Origin of the sequence: Thermogymnomonas acidicola (assembly GCF_014646795.1) — an archaeon.
In the GTDB taxonomy this organism is placed as follows: domain Archaea; phylum Thermoplasmatota; class Thermoplasmata; order Thermoplasmatales; family Thermoplasmataceae; genus Thermogymnomonas; species Thermogymnomonas acidicola.
Genome location: NZ_BMNY01000001.1, coordinates 204,734 through 222,214, shown reverse-complemented (window position 1 = coordinate 222,214; position 17,481 = coordinate 204,734). Strand labels below are relative to the sequence as shown.

General features: G+C 53.2%; 14 protein-coding genes and 1 tRNA gene. 9 read left to right on the top strand and 6 right to left on the bottom strand.

The genetic code is table 11. The features are described from left to right. On the bottom strand, window positions 1–1,092 hold the full coding sequence (gene menC / locus IEW66_RS01185) for an o-succinylbenzoate synthase (RefSeq protein ID WP_188679615.1): 1,092 nt from the start codon (window positions 1,090–1,092) through the stop codon (window positions 1–3). 85 nt (window positions 1,093–1,177) lie between these two features. On the opposite strand from menC, the gene IEW66_RS01180 reads away from it, so the two are divergent. Continuing rightward, window positions 1,178–1,966, top strand: coding sequence for a hypothetical protein (locus tag IEW66_RS01180; protein ID WP_188679614.1), 789 nt, complete (start codon window positions 1,178–1,180; stop codon window positions 1,964–1,966). On the opposite strand, the gene IEW66_RS01175 is transcribed toward IEW66_RS01180, so the two are convergent. Beyond that, complete coding sequence (locus tag IEW66_RS01175; protein WP_188679613.1) at window positions 1,963–2,787, bottom strand: hypothetical protein; 825 nt, start codon at window positions 2,785–2,787, stop codon at window positions 1,963–1,965. The two genes, IEW66_RS01180 and IEW66_RS01175, sit on opposite strands and share 4 nt — an antisense overlap. Continuing rightward, window positions 2,784–3,899, bottom strand: a complete 1,116-nt coding sequence (locus IEW66_RS01170) for a hypothetical protein (protein ID WP_229657409.1) — start codon at window positions 3,897–3,899, stop codon at window positions 2,784–2,786. The genes IEW66_RS01175 and IEW66_RS01170 overlap by 4 nt, the downstream gene beginning before the upstream one ends. A gap of 161 nt (window positions 3,900–4,060) precedes the next feature. On the opposite strand from IEW66_RS01170, the gene IEW66_RS01165 reads away from it, so the two are divergent. Continuing rightward, window positions 4,061–4,744, top strand: coding sequence for a hypothetical protein (locus tag IEW66_RS01165; RefSeq protein ID WP_188679611.1), 684 nt, complete (start codon window positions 4,061–4,063; stop codon window positions 4,742–4,744). A 78-nt stretch (window positions 4,745–4,822) separates the two neighbouring features. Here the strand turns inward: IEW66_RS01165 and IEW66_RS01160 are convergent, their stop codons facing one another. Further along, window positions 4,823–5,581 carry a DNA-methyltransferase gene (locus IEW66_RS01160; RefSeq protein WP_188679610.1) on the bottom strand — a complete coding sequence of 253 codons (759 nt, stop codon included), beginning with the start codon at window positions 5,579–5,581 and terminating at the stop codon, window positions 4,823–4,825. A 410-nt stretch (window positions 5,582–5,991) separates the two neighbouring features. On the opposite strand from IEW66_RS01160, the gene IEW66_RS01155 reads away from it, so the two are divergent. From IEW66_RS01155 to IEW66_RS01135, 5 genes are all read left to right on the top strand, one after another. Then, the gene (locus tag IEW66_RS01155; RefSeq protein ID WP_188679608.1) at window positions 5,992–7,020 is read left to right on the top strand and encodes an ABC transporter permease; all 1,029 of its coding nucleotides are present in this window, start codon (window positions 5,992–5,994) and stop codon (window positions 7,018–7,020) included. A 77-nt stretch (window positions 7,021–7,097) separates the two neighbouring features. Continuing rightward, window positions 7,098–7,964 carry an ABC transporter permease gene (locus IEW66_RS01150; protein ID WP_373286578.1) on the top strand — a complete coding sequence of 289 codons (867 nt, stop codon included), beginning with the start codon at window positions 7,098–7,100 and terminating at the stop codon, window positions 7,962–7,964. 9 nt (window positions 7,965–7,973) lie between these two features. Continuing rightward, the gene (locus IEW66_RS01145) at window positions 7,974–8,942 is read left to right on the top strand and encodes an ABC transporter ATP-binding protein (RefSeq protein WP_188681130.1); all 969 of its coding nucleotides are present in this window, start codon (window positions 7,974–7,976) and stop codon (window positions 8,940–8,942) included. Window positions 8,943–8,976: 34 nt separating this feature from the next. Next, window positions 8,977–9,897, top strand: a complete 921-nt coding sequence (locus IEW66_RS01140) for an ABC transporter ATP-binding protein (RefSeq protein WP_188681128.1) — start codon at window positions 8,977–8,979, stop codon at window positions 9,895–9,897. Then, complete coding sequence (locus tag IEW66_RS01135; protein WP_188679604.1) at window positions 9,875–10,291, top strand: PH domain-containing protein; 417 nt, start codon at window positions 9,875–9,877, stop codon at window positions 10,289–10,291. Before IEW66_RS01140 ends, IEW66_RS01135 begins: the two co-directional genes overlap by 23 nt. Window positions 10,292–10,829: 538 nt before the next feature. On the opposite strand, the gene IEW66_RS01130 is transcribed toward IEW66_RS01135, so the two are convergent. Next, window positions 10,830–12,953 carry an ABC transporter substrate-binding protein gene (locus IEW66_RS01130; protein WP_188679602.1) on the bottom strand — a complete coding sequence of 708 codons (2,124 nt, stop codon included), beginning with the start codon at window positions 12,951–12,953 and terminating at the stop codon, window positions 10,830–10,832. Between the two features lie 488 nt (window positions 12,954–13,441). Further along, window positions 13,442–13,514 (bottom strand) — tRNA-Val (locus IEW66_RS01125). A gap of 86 nt (window positions 13,515–13,600) precedes the next feature. On the opposite strand from IEW66_RS01125, the gene IEW66_RS01120 reads away from it, so the two are divergent. Both IEW66_RS01120 and IEW66_RS01115 read left to right on the top strand, forming a co-directional pair. Then, on the top strand, window positions 13,601–16,150 hold the full coding sequence (locus IEW66_RS01120; RefSeq protein ID WP_188679600.1) for an ATP-dependent helicase: 2,550 nt from the start codon (window positions 13,601–13,603) through the stop codon (window positions 16,148–16,150). A 242-nt stretch (window positions 16,151–16,392) separates the two neighbouring features. Continuing rightward, window positions 16,393–17,475 carry a site-2 protease family protein gene (locus IEW66_RS01115; protein ID WP_188679598.1) on the top strand — a complete coding sequence of 361 codons (1,083 nt, stop codon included), beginning with the start codon at window positions 16,393–16,395 and terminating at the stop codon, window positions 17,473–17,475. Window positions 17,476–17,481 lie beyond the last annotated feature (6 nt).

Genomic DNA, 17,481 nt, shown 5'->3' with positions numbered 1-17,481 from the left:
TCACCCCACCGTTATGTAGCCGTAGTCCACGCTCATCCTCCTCAGGTACTGCATATCCACAGTTACGCCTATCCCCGGTCCTGCGTTGGGCCTGATCCTTCCGTCCTCCATGCTGAAGGGGTTCAGGACAATGTCCCTCTCGAAGTACTTGTCGTTGGGCGATGTATCTCCGGGGTAATCAACGTCCCTGAGCGATGCGAACGCGACGTTGAAGGCCCTGCCAATTCCGGTCTCCAGCATGCCACCGACCCAGCAGTGCGCCCTGTTCTCCCTCACTATCCTGACCACCTCAAGCGAGGGCCCGAAGCCGCCAAGCCTCCCGGGCTTTATGTTTATGACATCGGCAGCCCCGACCTCAAAGGCCTTCCTGGCCTTGTCAGGGGAGGTAATGGACTCGTCAAGGCAGATGGGTGTGGAGATCTCCTTCCGCAGCTTCGCATGGTCGATTATGTCCTCATGGTCGAGGGGCTGCTCAATGTACACGAGATTGTACCTGTCAAGCGATCTCAGTACATCCAGGTCCTTGAGTGTGTAGTCGTTGTTGGCGTCAGCGCTCAGCACTATGTCCGGGAAGCGGTCGCGCACTGGCCCGAGGATCTGGTGCTCCATGCCCCTCTTTATCTTCAGCTTGACCCTCCTGTAGCCCCTCTGCACCGCCGCCTCCACGGCCTTCAGGAGGTTCTCAGGCCTGTCGATGCCTATTGATATGCCCACGTCTGCGTAGCCCTTGCTCTCCCCTATGTACTGGTGCATGGGCCTGCCCTCAGCCTTTGCGTGGTAGTCCCACAGGAGCATCTCGAGCGCAGCCTTCGCCATGTTGTGGCCCTTTATGGCCTGTGCCCTTGCGGTGAACTCATCCGGTGTAGGGAGGCCAGAAATCATGGGGGCCAGGAACTTCCTTATCACGTGCATTGCGGTATCGTTGTCCTCGTAACTGTAGAGGGGGGCCTCACTGGTGACGCACTCCGAGAAGGCCCTGATGCCTTCATTTTCCAGTGTGAACACGTAGCCGACCCTCTCATCCTCAGTGCCGAAGCTGGTTGTGAACGGGGACTTGAAGGGGAGCCTGACCTTGTAGAACTCGAGCCTCACGTATGAAAAACGATTGGGTGTGCATAACCTTTCGCATATGCGGTGCGGAGGTTAGATAATGCTCCTGGTGATAACCCCTCACTTTATGCGGGAGACCGTTAAGAGGATCACCGATCCTGATGAGATATGGAAGATCGTGCCTGTGATAAGGTCAGCATGGGGCATGGAGGACATGTCCAGCCTGGTCAAGGACGTGGTGGCGGCCATGCGTTTCCACGGCGGCATAGTGCTCGGCGCTTACGACGGAGACAGGATGGTGGGCATGCACTTCAGCTTCCCGGGGTACAGGAAGGGGAGGGTGTACCTCTACTCCCACATGACAGGTGTGGTGGATGAGAGGAAGTACTCCGGCATAGGCTACGCCCTGAAGATGGAACAGGCCAGGATCGCCAGGGAGATGGGCTACAGCCTCATCGCATGGACTTTCGACCCTGCGATGTCCCTGAACGCGTACTTCAACCTCCACAAGCTCGGGGCCATTGCAAGGACATACCTGCCCAACTTCTACGGAACCATGGAGGACAGGATAAACAGGGGAATGAAGACAGACAGGCTCGTGGCAGAATGGTACATAGGCGGGGGGCAAGAATTTCGGAGCCGTGGTTACACCATAGAGAACATGGAGGACGGCAGGCCTGCAAGGAAACCGGTCACCGGGGGAGAGGACACCATCGGCCTGGCAATACCCACAGACTTCGCTGCCCTCAAGGAGAGGGACAGGACGGAGGCGGTTGCCTGGCGCCAGTACATCGGCAGCACACTCTCCAGCCTCTTCAACCAGGGCTACGTCGCAGTGGACTTCGGCAAAGAGCCAGTGACACACTACATACTAACGAAGACGGATGAGTTAGGGGAGAACATATTCAGGGACTAGAGCGCCTTGTACCTCTTCACAGACACCTCGTATATCTCGCCCTCGGAGCCCAGGTAGTTAAGGATCTCGTCGACCTGCGCCTGGTCTATGTTCCTGTTTGCCGCCGCTATTATTATGTCCTCGTAGCGGCAGCCGTTCCCGTCGGTGTCGTTGTTCCTTATGTAGTCCAGGATCAGGTCCTTGTTCTCCTGCACCTTCTCGTCCACCTGAGCCACCGTGAAGGCTATGTCCACCATCTCCCTGAACTTCTGGAAGTCGTATTCCCTGTAGTGCCCGTGTGCCCTTATGGCGCACTCAGCTTCCTCCTCTGTGTATCCGAGCCTTACGAGATCCTGCACAGATGGATTCTCTAACTTGAATGCCTCCCTGATGGCGTAGAGCCTCCTTATTGATAGGTGTGCCGTCCTGAAGTTCCAGAAGGCCCTGGTCATCTCGTCAGCAGGCCTCAGGAACTCCGGGTTCACGCTCACGTAGAGGTTTCCCTCGCTGTTCCTGAAGACGTTGGTCCTGCCCATGACCACTATGTAGTCGTTGACGTTGACCTTCGCGGCCTCAGCCATAACCTTCTCGTTGAAGTCGCTCGCGAACACGTTCACGTACACCGGGCCCAGCGGGTCAGATACAGTGAGCCTGACCTGGGTGTCCTCGGCCCTCTTCTGGGTGACCTGGCCGCAGACCAGAACCCTCTTCACCCTGGCGCCAAGCGGTGTCACGATGTAGGGCCTCCCTCTTTGATCCTCGTCCCTCTCCTCAACGACCGTGGTGTCCTTGAGCTCCTTGGAGAAGAGCCACCAGGCCTGCTCCCTCCTCCTGGACATCATGATATTTCCTCCTGTATCATGATCGATATCTCCTTCAGGTCATCCTTCGATATATACGAGATGCTCCTGGCCCTCAGTGTCAGGCCGTTCGTCCCCTTGGTGAGGTCGCCTTCAACCGAGATGGCCCTGCCCAGGAGCGCAGCCTCTATCCTCCCGGAGATAGTCCTGGTGTCGAGCCTGCTCTTAGTGAAGTCGAGGTCAGCATCTGTGAGGCCCAGAAGGGGCATGAGCACCTGCCTTCCGCACGTGCACTGCACCGTGCCGGTGCCGTCGTCCAGGGTGAAGTAGGCGAATATGTCCATCTTGGGCACGTCTATGGGGTGGTCCGGGCACCTGACCTCCTCGATCACCCTGTTGCACACAGAACACCGGTAGATGATGCCGCTCTTCTCCCCCACCGTTACAGCGAAGCCAGTGAGTGTTATCCCGCCTATGGAATCGTTCAGTTCGCTTATCGAATAGTACCTCTTACCCATGCTTATCTCCTCAGTCACCTGCGAGACCCTTGTCCTGTTCTGCACGGTGACCCTGAGGATGCCGTTGTATTCAGAGACCCGGGCGCCCTCGAACTGGTAAACGCCCCCCTCAACCAGAGGCACATCGAATGAGGTGAGCCTTACCCTGCCGGTCTCGTCCTCCAGGTAGCCGCTGTAGATTGTGACCTTCTGGCCGTCCCTCTCCTGCTCGGTTACCCTGATGCCCGACACCCTGCCCTTCACGCTCACGTAAGCGTCCCTGGTGTTCAGGTCCTTCACCTTGAACTCCCTGTAGCTCCTCCTCACCTCTATCTCGTCCTTCGGCCGGAGTATGACCTCGCTCCTCGAGTCCACGTAGAGCCTCAGCTTCCCGTTGAACTCCTTCACGTACGCGTTGTTTATGTCTATGACGTCTCCCGGCCTTATTGCGGAGGGAAAGGTCCAGGCCGTGAAGGATATCGTCCCGGTATCGTCACCAACTATTCCAGAGAAGTATATCGAGTCGCCCCTCTGGTTGTGGAGCTCCCTCTGGTTCAGGGAGAGGACCTTGACCCTGACATCAACATTTTCAGTTGCGGCCTTTATGTCGCCTATCTTGACCTGGCTCATATCCGGGATCATAATGTCTATCTCCATATTATGTTGTGCTTCCCCATGTTGCGCAGGTGGGGGCCCCGCTGGAGACCCTGGAAAAACGTCTTCGAAGCACGGGCCCCATGCCCCCGTACTACCCTGATCGGCTGTGAGTGCCATATTTTAAGTACGCCATTCCTCTGCACTGGGGAGCGGTAGCCTTAATGCCACACGCCGGGACACTCATAAGGGAGAGGCCACTTGCACTGGTGCTGGGAATAGCCCTCATGGTCTGCGCAATTCTCGTCCAGGAGGTCCTGGACCTGGTACCACTGGCCTGGTTCAACGCCTCCTCAGGCAGCCGTGACCTGCTGGGCACGCCGGGGTATCTGGGGTTCGAGATAGCCCACTCAATACTCATCTCCTTATACCTTGGCCTGGTTGCCGGTATCTGCCAGGAGTTGCTCACCCTTGCAGGTGTCAGGTTTATCTGTCAAAGGGCAGTCGTTTACTTTGGGCTTGGCTTCTCTGTCGTGGACGTCCTCTTGCTTGTGGTTCAATCGATACCGTCATTCCTGTCCCTGAACTCTTACTTCCTGTTCGTGTTCACCTCGAACATCGCGGTAGAGGCAACGCTCCACCCTGGCTCAGCTGCCCTCATGAAGTGGTCCACGTTCTTCAGCAGGGCAAGAGTGCTGGGTGCACTCTTGCTGTGCATCATCTTGCACGCTGGGATAGACGGGGGCCTTGTCTTCACTGACATATTCTCCATCACGCACAGGGCCTCTGCCGAGATGGCAGGAACTCTGTACCTCTCTGTATCTGTGATAATCTCAGTAGCGCTTTTCGCTGCAGGGTACTGGCTGCTGCGCAGTGCGCCAGGCAGTTCTTCGAACAGGCCTCATTGATTGAACATGGATAAGAGGCATCCCAGAAACACACTTCTGATTGAGGACTGCCAGTCCCTGAATGCCATGTGGCGGGGGTCAGGGGTTATACATGTAATGCCCTCTGTAATACTCAATAAGGCTCCTGTAGACCGCGAGTGCATTCGGGTTTACATCTCCAAGGAGGTATCTCCTTCCTGTGACTCCTGCAACTATGCCCACCATGCCGCTTCCTGCCAGGGGATCGAACACCAGGTCTCCGGGGGAGGAGAAATGCTCGATCAGCGCCTTCACTAGCTCGAAAGGAAGCCTCGTCGGGTACTTTGGCATGGCCCTCTTGTAGTCCCTCTTGAATATGAAGGATGAGAGGTTCGCCTCACCGGAAAGGCAGTGCTCGGTGCTGCACCTCCTGTTATATGTGTACCTGTGGCCCTTCACGAGCCAGAATATCTCGTACACGTTGTGTGCTGGCCTCTTCCTGCAGGCAGGCGCGAAGTTGTATACCCAGTAGATCTTTCCGTTGAGCCTGAGACCACCGTGCCTCTCAATGGCCCTGCTGACTGCACCGCTGTTGTTCCAGCCTGAGAAGAGGAGGGCCTGGCCCGCAGGAGAGAGGTTCCTCTCAATCACTTCGAGAAGACTGGCCACGTTTTCTTCGTATTCTTCCTTATTCCACTCCCTGTAACCGTCAACAACCAGACTATCGTCTCTGTTGTAGTTCCCCTTCCTCCCATTAAAGTCTATGCCGAAAGGTGGGTCTGTAAGTATAAGGTCAGCTCCAACACCGTACCAACCGTTCATGTCCATTATCCGATAGACTCCTGCACTCCGCGATTCCGCCTCCTCAGTCGGGAACATTTTGCTCAGAGAGGTCTTGTAACCTGATAACACTTTATCTGTCATATATCAGCCCGCTATCGACCACCTCACCATATGAATGACTTCACAAGGACTCTGTCAGGGGCACGGTAGTCTGATTCCCTATATTTTCCGCCTTCTACTTTTACATGCCGGGATCCTACCCAAATCCGGAGACCCGACAGATACCTGCTGGCATATCGAGAATGAACACCATGTAAAGACAACAAGTTCTTGAGGGGTAGATAGCCTGAACAAAATTTAGATATGAGTACATAATTGGATACATTTTATGTAACAGTATGCTGGTACCTGTACATTTCAATAGGGGAAGCCAATTGTTAACACACTCTACAATTGTTTGTATCGTTTGAGAAAGTCTAAAATAAGGAATTTCCATTTTTATCAACGTGAATAGTAACCTAATAATATTCATAGTCAGGCGTGCCATATACGCCGTGATCAGCCTACTCTTGATCATCACGATACTTGAACTCTTGATTCACATTATTGCACCTACTCCTCTTGCACTCGCAAAGGTCTATGCGGGCTATCACGCGCCTAAGGCTGAGCTGGAGGCCATCGTCAAGGAGTACGATCTGAGTGCACCACTGTACGTGCAGATCCTGAACTACATCTCTGGACTGTTTCACGGAAACCTCGGCTATGACCCGGTGTACCACAGGCCTGAAATACAGCTCATTGGTCACTACCTGCCCAGGACTCTTGAGCTGGTGATACCGGCGATAATACTGTCAATGCTCCTGGGCCTATTAACAGGTGCGATCGGCGCCTCCAGGAGGAGGAAGGTTGGGGACCACGTGGTAAAGGGGGTATACCTGGTCACATGGGCTTCACCGTCATTTCTCATAGGAATAGTCTTCCAGCTCTTCTTCGCCTATGACCTTGGCCTGCTTCCGGCAGTGGGTATGGTGGCGCCTGGCCTCCCTGCGCCACCCGACAGGGCATTCTTCCCGTTCCTCAACGCGCTCATAGCGGGTGACTGGGTTTACCTCCACAGTTTAGTGATACATGCCGTTTTGCCTGTCATAACAATAGCGCTGATCAGCTTCGGTGTGATAACTAGGCTGACAAGGGCCTCCATGCTGGATGCAATGGAGTCCGATTACTTCAAGCTGGGTCTCATGAAGGGAATACCCCGCAGGAGGGCTGTTTACAGCATCGCCCTCAGAAACGCCTCCATACCTGTTGTAACACTTCTTGCGCTGTCATTTGCATACTCTGTGGCAGGAGCAGTTGTAGTTGAGGACATATTCCACTATCACGGGATGGGCTGGTTCATTGTGAACTCAATTTACAGCCTTGACTACATAGCGATACTCTCAACAACCGTGATAGTCGCGGTTGCCGTGATAGTTGCAAACCTCGTTGCGGACATCCTCTACGGTGTACTAGATCCGAGGGTGAGAATACAATGACAACGGAAGTAAAGACAGGTTTACAGGTTAGCGGAGTAGCCAGGGCCAGGTCAAGATTTTTTGACTATATAAGGCAGATGTCCAGGGACAAGTCAGCGATCCTTGGAATGGTGATAGTCGGACTCTTCCTGCTCTGGGCCCTCATTCAGGGCATAATGGAAGTGCTTTCGGGCTTTTTCCATGATCCGAGGCTTGGGTATGCTTTACTGCCCTCTAACCCGTTCAAGATAGACTTCGCAGACGAGCTTCTTCCACCATCACACAGCTCCCTTGCAATGCTCTTCGGTACAAATGCCCTGGGGGAGAGCATACTCTCGAGAATGCTGTACGCCATGCCCAGGGATGCTTTCGTATCACTGGTCATAGTCCTGGTTGCTATAGTTATAGGCGCCCTTCTGGGCATAACAGCGGGTTACAGGGGGGGCTGGGTTGATACCATAATAATGAGGATAACTGATACATTCCTATCCCTCCCAGCCCTGGTGCTTGTGATAGCCATATCCATACCACTGAAGGCCAGCTTCAGCTCAGTCCTCATAGGCCTCACAATTGTATGGTGGCCCACATATGCCAGGTTCTTCAGGGCACAGACACTGCAGGTCAAGGCCAGGGATTACGTGGAGTCGGCGAAGCTCTACAACGTCAAGCCCTGGGCACTGTTCTTCAGGTACCTATTCCTGAACAGTGTTGACCCGGTCATAGCGTACGCTGCTCTCGACTTCGGTAACGTGATACTCACATACTCCACGCTGGCCTTCCTCGGGATCGGTATAACAACACCTATACCCGAGCTGGGTTCGATGGCCTCAAACGGTCTGGGCTACCTGCCAGGTGACTGGTGGTATTCACTCTTCCCAGGTCTGGCTATACTGATAATAGTGGTCGGTTTCGTTCTGGTGGGCGACAGGTTCCAGGACGTGATAAACAACAGGATTGAATACTGAAGGGGTGCTCTGATGTTCTTGGAAATACAGGGACTTAAGGTGAGTTACAGGTCATATGCTGGTACCATAACCGTCCTAGATGACTTCTACCTGAATATGAAGGAGGGCGAAACTGTTGCTATCGTTGGCGAGTCCGGCTCTGGAAAGAGTACCCTTGGACAGGCGATAACAAAGCTCCTGCCCCCCTCGGCCGTCATGGATGGGAAGATAGAGGTCTCTGGCATAGATATATCGAAGAAGTCCGAGGACGAGATGTCAAACATAAGGGGAACAACGATGTTCATGATCTTCCAGAACCCCCTTAACAGCTTGAACCCGGTCAAAACGGTTGGGTTCCAGCTGATGGAGGCGATTAGCATCAGAAACCAGCGTAACGGCGAAAACATGACAGAGGAGCAGATGAAGAACGAGGTAGTCGAAACGATGAAGGTCGTCAGGCTCCCAGACCCGGAGAGGATCTTGGAAAGATATCCGCATGAACTCTCCGGTGGTCAGGTTCAGAGGGTTGTTATATGCATGGCGCTCCTCCTGAAACCGCGCCTCCTCATAGCAGACGAACCAACCACGGCACTGGACGTGACAATTCAGGCGCAGGTGGTGAACCTGCTGAAGGAACTGAACCAGACAAGGAAGATGTCCATAATCTTCATCACTCATGATCTCAGTCTTGCTTATGTCCTGGCAGACAGGATTGTGGTGATGTATGCCGGGAGGATCATGGAGGACGGTCCGGCCGAGGATCTCATAAGAAAACCACTGCATCCTTACACAGAGGGACTTCTTATGAGCATACCCACCAATGATAAGAATGCTGGCCCACTTTATTCCATACCTGGAAGCCCGCCATCGTTCTTCTCCCTACCTAAGGGGTGCAAGTTCAGCCCGAGGTGCAGGTATGTCTTTGGCAAGTGCGAAACCGAGGAACCGAGGCTGGTTAATTATGGCAGCTCTAGTGTGAGGTGTTGGCTCCGTGGATGAGATAATAAAATTTGTTGGTCTGAAGAAGTACTACATGGCCTACCAGAGGCAGCTACTTGATGTGATATTCAGGAGAAAGCCAGTTTACGTGAGGGCACTGGACGACGTGAACCTCTCAATCGTGAGAGGATCCGTAACCTCCGTGGTGGGTGAGTCCGGTTCCGGGAAGACAACGATGGGCAAGATAATCACAACAATGGAAAAACCCACAGGTGGAACATACTACTTTGAAGGTAAGGAAGTCAGAGGCAGCTACGTGGAGGAGGTGAGGAAGAGGGTTTCCATGGTCTTTCAGAACCCCGCCACCTCCGTTAACCCGAGGATGAAGATAAAGGCAATAGTATCTGAGCCGCTGGGGAGGTTCGATGAAAACCGCGTGGCCGAAGTCCTCGAATCGGTGGGTTTGAGGTACAGCGATGTAAAGGACAAGCAGCCAAGGGAGCTTTCTGGTGGTCAGATCCAGAGGGTGGCAATAGCCAGGGCGCTTGTAAAGAATCCTGAACTCCTCGTTCTTGATGAGCCAACCTCGGCACTGGATGAATCCGTACAGGCACAGATGCTCAATCTTTTCGTTGAGCTCCAGAAACAGTACTCTGTGACCTATGTGTTCATCACCCACAACATAGCCGTCGCAAAATACATATCGGACACGATGGTTGTGACATACGCCGGAAAGGTGTTCGAATACGGTAGCACGGAGAAGATCCTGAACAGTCCAAAGCACCCATACACTCAGCTCCTTATATCATCCGTTCCGAGCTTTGAATCGAAGAAGTTAAGGTCCCCAACCGGGGACGTTCCGAGCCTGATTGACCCACCTCCGGGCTGCAGGTTCAAGAACAGGTGCCCTTTTGCAATGGAGACCTGTTCGAAGGAACCCCCGATTGCTGAAATAAATGGAGTGAAGGTTGCGTGCTGGCTCTATGTGGGGAATGCCGTGGAAAACCCTAATTAAGGGCACCATCCTTGTGGCCATTTTCTCCATCTTTCTTGACATAAGCAGGAGGACATTTATCTCTTATCTGGAATTCCTGGGGGTTACCTACCTCCTGCTTGCCATCTACATATGGTGGAAGACCACTGTGAGGGTGATCATAAATTCAGATCAGGTCGAAGTGAAGTCATTTCTATCCACCAAGAGGTTCAGGATTTCGGATATTCAGGATCTGTTCTATAACCAGGGCATCCTGCAGAGGAAGTTCGACCTGATATCGATATACGTTATAACGAAGAGGGGGAACATACTCATAAAGGACCTGCGGGACGGAAGGCATGTCTATGAAGCCCTGGATGCTGCTTACCGGGCGAATCACGCCGGCGATTCTACGGAGCAGGGGCAATCTGTGTGAGATCTTTTGGACTTCTCAATCGGCTTCGTCATGCTGCTCCGCATGGACCTTTCAAGGGAAAGGGAATGGCGGGTTCAGCATACTATTTTATTGAGTTTAAAAACGGCTTACAGGAAGCGCCACCATATCACTCTATTCCGTTGTGGATAATAAGGGTACCTCAAGCTTCCAGTCAAGCAATCAATCTATTGAAGTAGGATCACGGGGTTTTGCGTACCTCCACTCCCAAGCCGCAGATTACATTAAGCCACTTCCCACTGGAAGATGTAGGCAAACCAGCATGCTACAATCCAAAATTGTATCTGTTGCCACCAGCACCCGAAACTGTTCAGGCATCAATAACGGTACAGACGGTCGATCAGATGTACCTCTGTGGGGTAGCTTTAGCCTGCCCTACCTTCTTTCATGGTTATATTATCTACCTGTGGTAGATAACTTCCAACACTTCAAACACGGATTCTAACAGGCTAGTCTCAAGAAGAGAAGATTTACCTAAAGATTAAAAAAGGGCCACTTAAAAATTAAGGATGGGTTATCTTTATGACACCATCCTTAGGGCGTCGGAAGCCAGTAAGGATGTTGTGGCCAATACGGAGGCAGTACTCGAAGACGTCACAGCTGAGGACGGTGACGCCGTCTCTTTGAATGAGTACTGGCTTGTCAGCAGGTTGTAGAAGTAACCGGTGAACTGGTTGAAGTAGAAGTTGTGTATGTACGGCTGTATGAAGAACACGTTATCTGACATCGGCATCCATACGTAGGCGTACAGGTGGTCAGTAATGTTGTATACCTCGTACATCTGCTTCAGCTGAACAGACTCGGGTTCGAAGTCCATGTTCACGAAGAGGTTCTGGAGTGTCGTGTTGTTGACCCATGCATCATTGCCTCCAAAGGCCCCACCCTCCGTCACATCATATATTGCCATGAGCTGCTGACCAACGGGGTCAGGGTAATCCGGGACCCACCCAAGGTCAACGAACCTCGGAGTTGATGCTGGGCTTGTCCAGGAGAGCACCGTACCCTCCGTGTCGTACTTGGCCTGGAAGTTGAGGCCGAGCAGCTTGAATGAGTCTATTGCAATGGTTATCTGGTCCGATTCAAGGGTGCTCGGGGGCGATATACCTGTTATGTCAAAGGTCTGCGATGACAGGTCAGTGCCAGATGTGTTACCTATCTTCGTACCGTTCGGGAGTACCACATAGGCATGCATCTGGTAGAGTGCCTTCTTAAGATACTGCATAGCCAGTGTCAGGTTCTGCTGTGGGAGAGGCGCGTGCACAGGATCGTAGTAAAGCCCATAGCTCGGGGATATTGGGCCAAGTTCCATGTACGCCAGTGGGCTACCATTGTAGTTGTTGTCGTAAAGTGCCAGCTGAGCACTGTAGTTCATGGCATAGTATAGTGCTGCCCTGAAGTTCGTGTTGTTCGTCGGGAACCTCTGGACGTTAAGCGATATGTAAAGTGCGCCCGCCTCAGGTATCACCTGCACCAGGTTAGTGTTCCTGTCCGATGGGTTGAAGTAGCCGTTAATTATCTGCTTGAAGCCGGTGGGCCCCACGGTCGATATCTGTGACAGGTTGGTGTCGAAGTCAGCTATCCTGTCCGCATGGCTTAGACCGTACTCTATGACAATTTCCGGAATGCTCGGCGGACTGGCAACATAGGGAACGTCGTTCACAGGTGTGGAAATGGTCTCCATGTGCGTCTTGCTGTTGACCGTGACAATTGTATCGTTGTTAACAGTGTGACCATCCACCCAGTAGTGCGGGTTCTTAACTATGACTATCGTTGAGTATCCACTGCTGACACTTGAGATCACGTACGGTCCAGTTGCCAGGGCCCCATTCTGGTTTATGTACGAGTTCTCACCTGAAACGTTCACGCCTCCGTGGGCGTCAACGTACTGTGGCTCGATTATGGCACCGTATGAGCTCGCTATGTCCTGCAGCAGGAAGGGGTAGGGGTACATGGTCTGTATGGTGACATTGAGCGGGTCCGTGCTGTTGATCTCGCTGGCAGGCAGGTAGACAGCCTGGTCTGGGTATGTCATGACCTTCCAGTCCGTGTAGTTCAGTTTGAAGTGCGACAGTATGTATGCCAGATCGTTTGCCTCAATCGTCACATTCTGGCTCTCGTTCTTACCGTTGATCGTGTATCCCGCAGCCCTGAGCGCGTGGCCTATGCCCCACGGTATTTCTATGCTGTAGTCAGCGAATATCGTGTCGTTGAACAGTATGTTTCCAAAGTCCGAGGCGTATGGTGCCTGGGCCATGAGGATTCCCCTGTATATGGAGAACCACACATCTGTTGCGTTTACAGGCATGCCGTTGCTGAATGTCACGTAAGGCCTCAGGGTGAAGTTGTAGACCATCGGGTTGCTCACGTTGTACGTAACGCTCTGCGCAATCACGGGCACCACGTTGAAGGAAGTCACGTTGTACTCAACAAGCTGCTGATAGAGGGCTGTGAACAGGGGCTCGTCTGTCGTGAAGAATCCTGTGGCCGGGTCAAGCCCTTCACTGGGAGCTGCTGTCTGCGATACGTCGGTGAATACTGTAGGATGGTAGATCTTCTGTGGATGGTACAGTTCAATGACGGCCACCGCCGCCACGATGACTACTACCACCACCACGACTGCTGCTATGACCTTTTTACTTACCATTGGCGGTCTTATCTGAAAGTCAATATATAAAAATTTCGTGAGATGGATTCTACTCTGTATAATTATTATATAAAATTATGAAAATATCACGAAATTTATAGTTTAGGGCTTGATAAGTGTCATATGTTTTGCCCACCCTTATGAATGAAGCCTTCGCGTGAAATATCAAAGCCCTATTTCCACATTTTTTACAAACCTCTTTTTCCTTCCATGTGTGGGTTCAGTAAATCTTTGTGGCAGCCTAGAAACATTTTGCTCATCCTGGGCAAAGGCATCTTTCCGGCATAGGTAAGATATCATGTGAGAAATTTATGAAACGGAGGCACGAGATGGTTCACCAACATTTGGCTGATAGAAGAATGAAGGAAATTCTAGGCGTTATTTGTGGCCAGGAATCTTGATTGGTTCTGTGCGACATCCAGGCACCTTGCGATGATAATATCTCCACTGTGAAAAGATTACAACTAGTCCGAACTACATTGTTTGAGTGGGCCCGACCGGATTTGAACCGGTGGCCTTCGCTGTGTGAGAGCGATGTCATAACCACTAGACCACGGGCCCTTCGCATCCGTAAGGTACTGGCACAATTTAACCCTTACGCGGCACCGCGCATACATTTATATCCGCACCACGGAATTTCTATTTTCATGGAGCACACGGATGCCGGTATAGAACTCAGCGATGAGCAGCTCCGTGCCGTAATGGCTGAGGAGAGGTACGTCAGGGTCATAGCCGGCGCAGGCACAGGGAAGACAGAGACACTGGTGTCCAGGATAATACACCTTATCAAGGACAGAGGTGTGCCGCAGGAGAGGGTCGTGGCATTCACCTACACTGAGAGGGCAGCGGCTGAGATGCTCTTCAGGGTTTACGAGCGAACCGGCGGGGGCGGCATCAATGCCGGCTCAATAGGAAAGATGTTCGTGGGAACTATTCACTCGTTCTGCTTCAACGAGCTGAAGAAGAGGTTCGGCTACGACAGCTACACACCGATGGACGAGGGACTTGAGAACGCTGTTCTCATGCGGTTCCTTGAAGGGCGCTATGATGTTGAGAATTTCAAGAAAGTTATCTCCATCTTCTATGAGGAGATGCTTGATAGGAAGGAGCTGAAAAGGGTACACCCGGAAGTGATGGGCCTCATAGAGGAGTACGAGGAATACATGGAGGAGAAGAGGCTCATAGACTTCCCGCGCATGCTCTCTATCTACCACTCGAAGCTGAAAGAGGGTTACAGGCCAGAGATCGAACACCTCCTAGTGGACGAGTTCCAGGACATCAACAGGCTTCAGTTCGAGATCATCCGGCTCATCGGGAAAAGCTGTTCCGTCTTTGTCGTTGGCGACCCCAGGCAGACAATATACAGGTGGCGCTGTTCGGACCCGTCACTCATCAATGAGTTCGAGAGGGCGTTCCCGGGCACTGCCACATACTACCTGACCAGGAACAGGAGGAGCGTGCCGGAAATAGTAAGACTAGCGAACTCAATTGATGAAGCGTACCTGTCTTCGCCCAGGGAGTCGATGTTGAGGCCAGTGAGGGAAGAGAGGGGCACAGTGAGCACTTTCAGTGGGTATGAAGCAGAGATAGCGGAAACCATAGAGAAAAGCGTGAAGGGTGGTGGGGCCAGGTATTCTGACTTTGCCGTCCTGTACAGGAGCGTGAAGGGCAATGCCAGCGGCCTGATAACGGAGTTCAGGAGACGGGACATACCGTTCGTCATATTCGGCAACTCCGCCATCTTTTCCATGCCCGAGATGGAAGCCATTAGGACCGTCTACAAGTGGTTCGTGGACGCCTCTAGGCAAGGTGGCGATCCACCGGAGAAAGAGATCGGAATCCTGTCGGAGAGGTTCGGCAGGCCTGCTGAAGTGATATCCGCTGACCTTGCCAGGGCCAGGGAGAAGTTCAGAAGGACGTCCGGCACAGCGCTGGATGCATTCTCACAGGCCTACAAGATGGTGTATGCAGCCATAGGGATCAAGGGGCTCGACAGCACAAAGGCCGAAGACCATGGCCTCCTCCTCGCCATGGCATCATTCTCAAAGATGGTGGGTGATTTCGAGCAGTCAGTGAGCCTGGGGGGCAGGAACGGGCACTGGAAAACGTACGTGAGGGGACTGTTGAGGTACCTCAGTGACAGTGAATCGGAAAGGATCTATGGCATAAGCGCAGATGAAAACAGGGTCAGGGACGCGGTGACTGTCAGCACCATCCACAGCGCCAAGGGGCTGGAGTGGAACGTCGTATTCCTGCCGGACATAGACAAGCTCCGCTCAAGGCCGAGCAGGCCGGTTTTGAGCAAGGATCTCTACGACCACTGGAGGTATTCAGGTGGGGGCGTGGAGCACTACAACCTCGCTTACGTTGCCGTCACAAGAGCAAGGGACACCGTGATGTTTGTCAGGAACAGGATATTCGGTGGTGGCAAGAACTCCAGTGAGATCAGGGTCCACGGATCGAAGGCCTCCCCACGGAAGTACTCGATCTTCGACGCGACATCGATCTCCGACTACTACGTCTGCCCGCACCACTACTATCTGGGCAGCGTGTGCGGCTTTGTGCAGGGCACTGACAGGATGAAGGGATTCGGGGAATCCGTGCACAGGGTGCTGAAGGCCGTAGCCTCAGCGGCCAACAGGGACAGGCTGACGAGGGGACAGGTCAGGAAGATAGTGGAGAGGGAGGTCCACCTGCCATATGCAACGCCGGAAGACGTCCGGAGGGTGAGGCAGGACGTGGAGGAAAAGGTAATGGGTGTCCTGGATTACCTGAAATCGGCGCACGTTCAGAGTACAGAGGACGGCATGATGCACCTCTCACTTGGCACATCGATCCTCAGGGGCAGGACCGACCTGCTGGTCAGGCCTGATAGCGAGTCCATTGAGGTCATAGACTACAAGTCTAACCTGTCCGGGGATGGGGACGATATGAAGCGTTACAGCATGCAGCTCGCAGTCTACAGGAAAATGCTTGAGGGCCAGGGGATGATTGTGAGGTCCGTGAAGGTACTCAACCTCAGGGATGGAAAGCTGCATAACCTCGATGCGGGCCCGAAGATCGACAAGGAACTTGAAAAGTGCATCGCCGGGATGTCGGCCGGTGAATTCAGGGGGAGGCCTTGCGCCTTCTGCGGCGAGTGTGAATACAGGGACATATGCAGGTTCACTGACACTGACATGAGGAAAAAAGGTTAAGGCTCATTCTTGATACACCCATGTCCTGCAATAGAAGTACCGCTGAACGGTGATGCGGTACGACGACACAGGACTAGATGTCACCGGGCCATGGGCCTCGAACCTAGCAAATGGCCGCAGGCCTTGCTGTGAAAGTCCGACCAGCGGCAGGTGAAGAAATCCCCACAGGGTCAGTGGGATCATGAAAGGTGATTGGTCCCCGTTAAAGTGGGGAAGATCAAGATTCAACCACGAGGAAACTTATGTACAGCCAGGAGAAGGTGAGGGTTGAGAGCGATGACCTCGAGTTCGTTGTGAAGACTGTTACCTCAAGGGTCAAGACATACGATGTTCAGGTGAACCCTGAACACATAAGGTTCTTCTTCTTCCACTCCGACAACCCCGACATCGCAGAGGCCTTCGATGACATTAGGAAGGTACTCGTTGATAGGGGCTACATACCCTTCATTGCTGAGGACGGCGAGGCTTTCATAGAGGTCGACAGGCGCCCCCAGGTCAGGTACAGGAGCAACACAGTGAACCTGGTGATGCTGATCCTGACCCTGGCCTCCACCATATACGTGGGGTCTGGCTACGCATCTGCCTTCGTCAGCCCGGGCCCATACAGGGAGGAGCTGAGCCTCCTCTACGGCTTCGCGTTCTTTTCCGCACCCCTCATGCTGATCCTCGGCATACACGAAATAGGGCACTACATTGTGGCCAAGAGGCACCATGTGAGGGCCTCGCTACCGTTCTTCATACCGTTCCCTCTGGAGCTGGGCACGTTCGGGGCCTTCATATCCCTAAGGGACCCCATACCGAACAAGAGGGCAATGACTGAGATAGGGGCTGCAGGGCCAATCTTCGGTTTCCTGACTGCGCTGCCCCTCATGTTCCTGGCCTCCTACCTTTCCAGGGTATTCAGGCCTGTGACAGACTACGTGCCCTTCATAATACACCTCCCCCTCATATACCACCTGTTCCACCTACAGGTCCCAACGGCCAGGCCCATATTCCCGATGGTCCTCGCCGTGTGGGTCGGCATGTTCGCCACAGCGATGAACCTGATCCCTGTGGGGCAGCTTGACGGCGGTCATGTGATCAGGGGCCTCCTGGGACGCAACGCCGTATATGCAGACTATGCCTTCGTGGCCATACTCTTCTACCTGGGCATAAGGTACCCGGGGTGGTGGCTCCTCGCAATATTCGTCATATTCATGGGGATCACACACCCGCCTGCGCTGGATGACTACTCTCCCATAAGGCCCAGGGACATAGCAATAGGCGTTTTCGCACTGGTGATGTTTGTGCTCACGTTCACCGTGGTGCCCATATCACAGGCCTAGCGTACA

Coding starts and splice junctions, on each gene's coding strand:
- IEW66_RS01175 (WP_188679613.1), bottom strand. CDS start 2,787: ATGATGTCCAGGAGGAGGGAGCAGGCCTGGTGGCTCTTCTCCAAGGAG.
- IEW66_RS01135 (WP_188679604.1), top strand. CDS start 9,875: ATGCCGTGGAAAACCCTAATTAAGGGCACCATCCTTGTGGCCATTTTC.
- IEW66_RS01130 (WP_188679602.1), bottom strand. CDS start 12,953: ATGGTAAGTAAAAAGGTCATAGCAGCAGTCGTGGTGGTGGTAGTAGTC.
- IEW66_RS01120 (WP_188679600.1), top strand. CDS start 13,601: ATGGAGCACACGGATGCCGGTATAGAACTCAGCGATGAGCAGCTCCGT.
- IEW66_RS01160 (WP_188679610.1), bottom strand. CDS start 5,581: ATGTTCCCGACTGAGGAGGCGGAATCGCGGAGTGCAGGAGTCTATCGG.
- IEW66_RS01180 (WP_188679614.1), top strand. CDS start 1,178: ATGCGGGAGACCGTTAAGAGGATCACCGATCCTGATGAGATATGGAAG.
- IEW66_RS01150 (WP_373286578.1), top strand. CDS start 7,098: ATGTCCAGGGACAAGTCAGCGATCCTTGGAATGGTGATAGTCGGACTC.
- IEW66_RS01170 (WP_229657409.1), bottom strand. CDS start 3,899: ATGGAGATAGACATTATGATCCCGGATATGAGCCAGGTCAAGATAGGC.
- IEW66_RS01115 (WP_188679598.1), top strand. CDS start 16,393: ATGTACAGCCAGGAGAAGGTGAGGGTTGAGAGCGATGACCTCGAGTTC.
- IEW66_RS01165 (WP_188679611.1), top strand. CDS start 4,061: ATGCCACACGCCGGGACACTCATAAGGGAGAGGCCACTTGCACTGGTG.
- IEW66_RS01140 (WP_188681128.1), top strand. CDS start 8,977: ATGGCCTACCAGAGGCAGCTACTTGATGTGATATTCAGGAGAAAGCCA.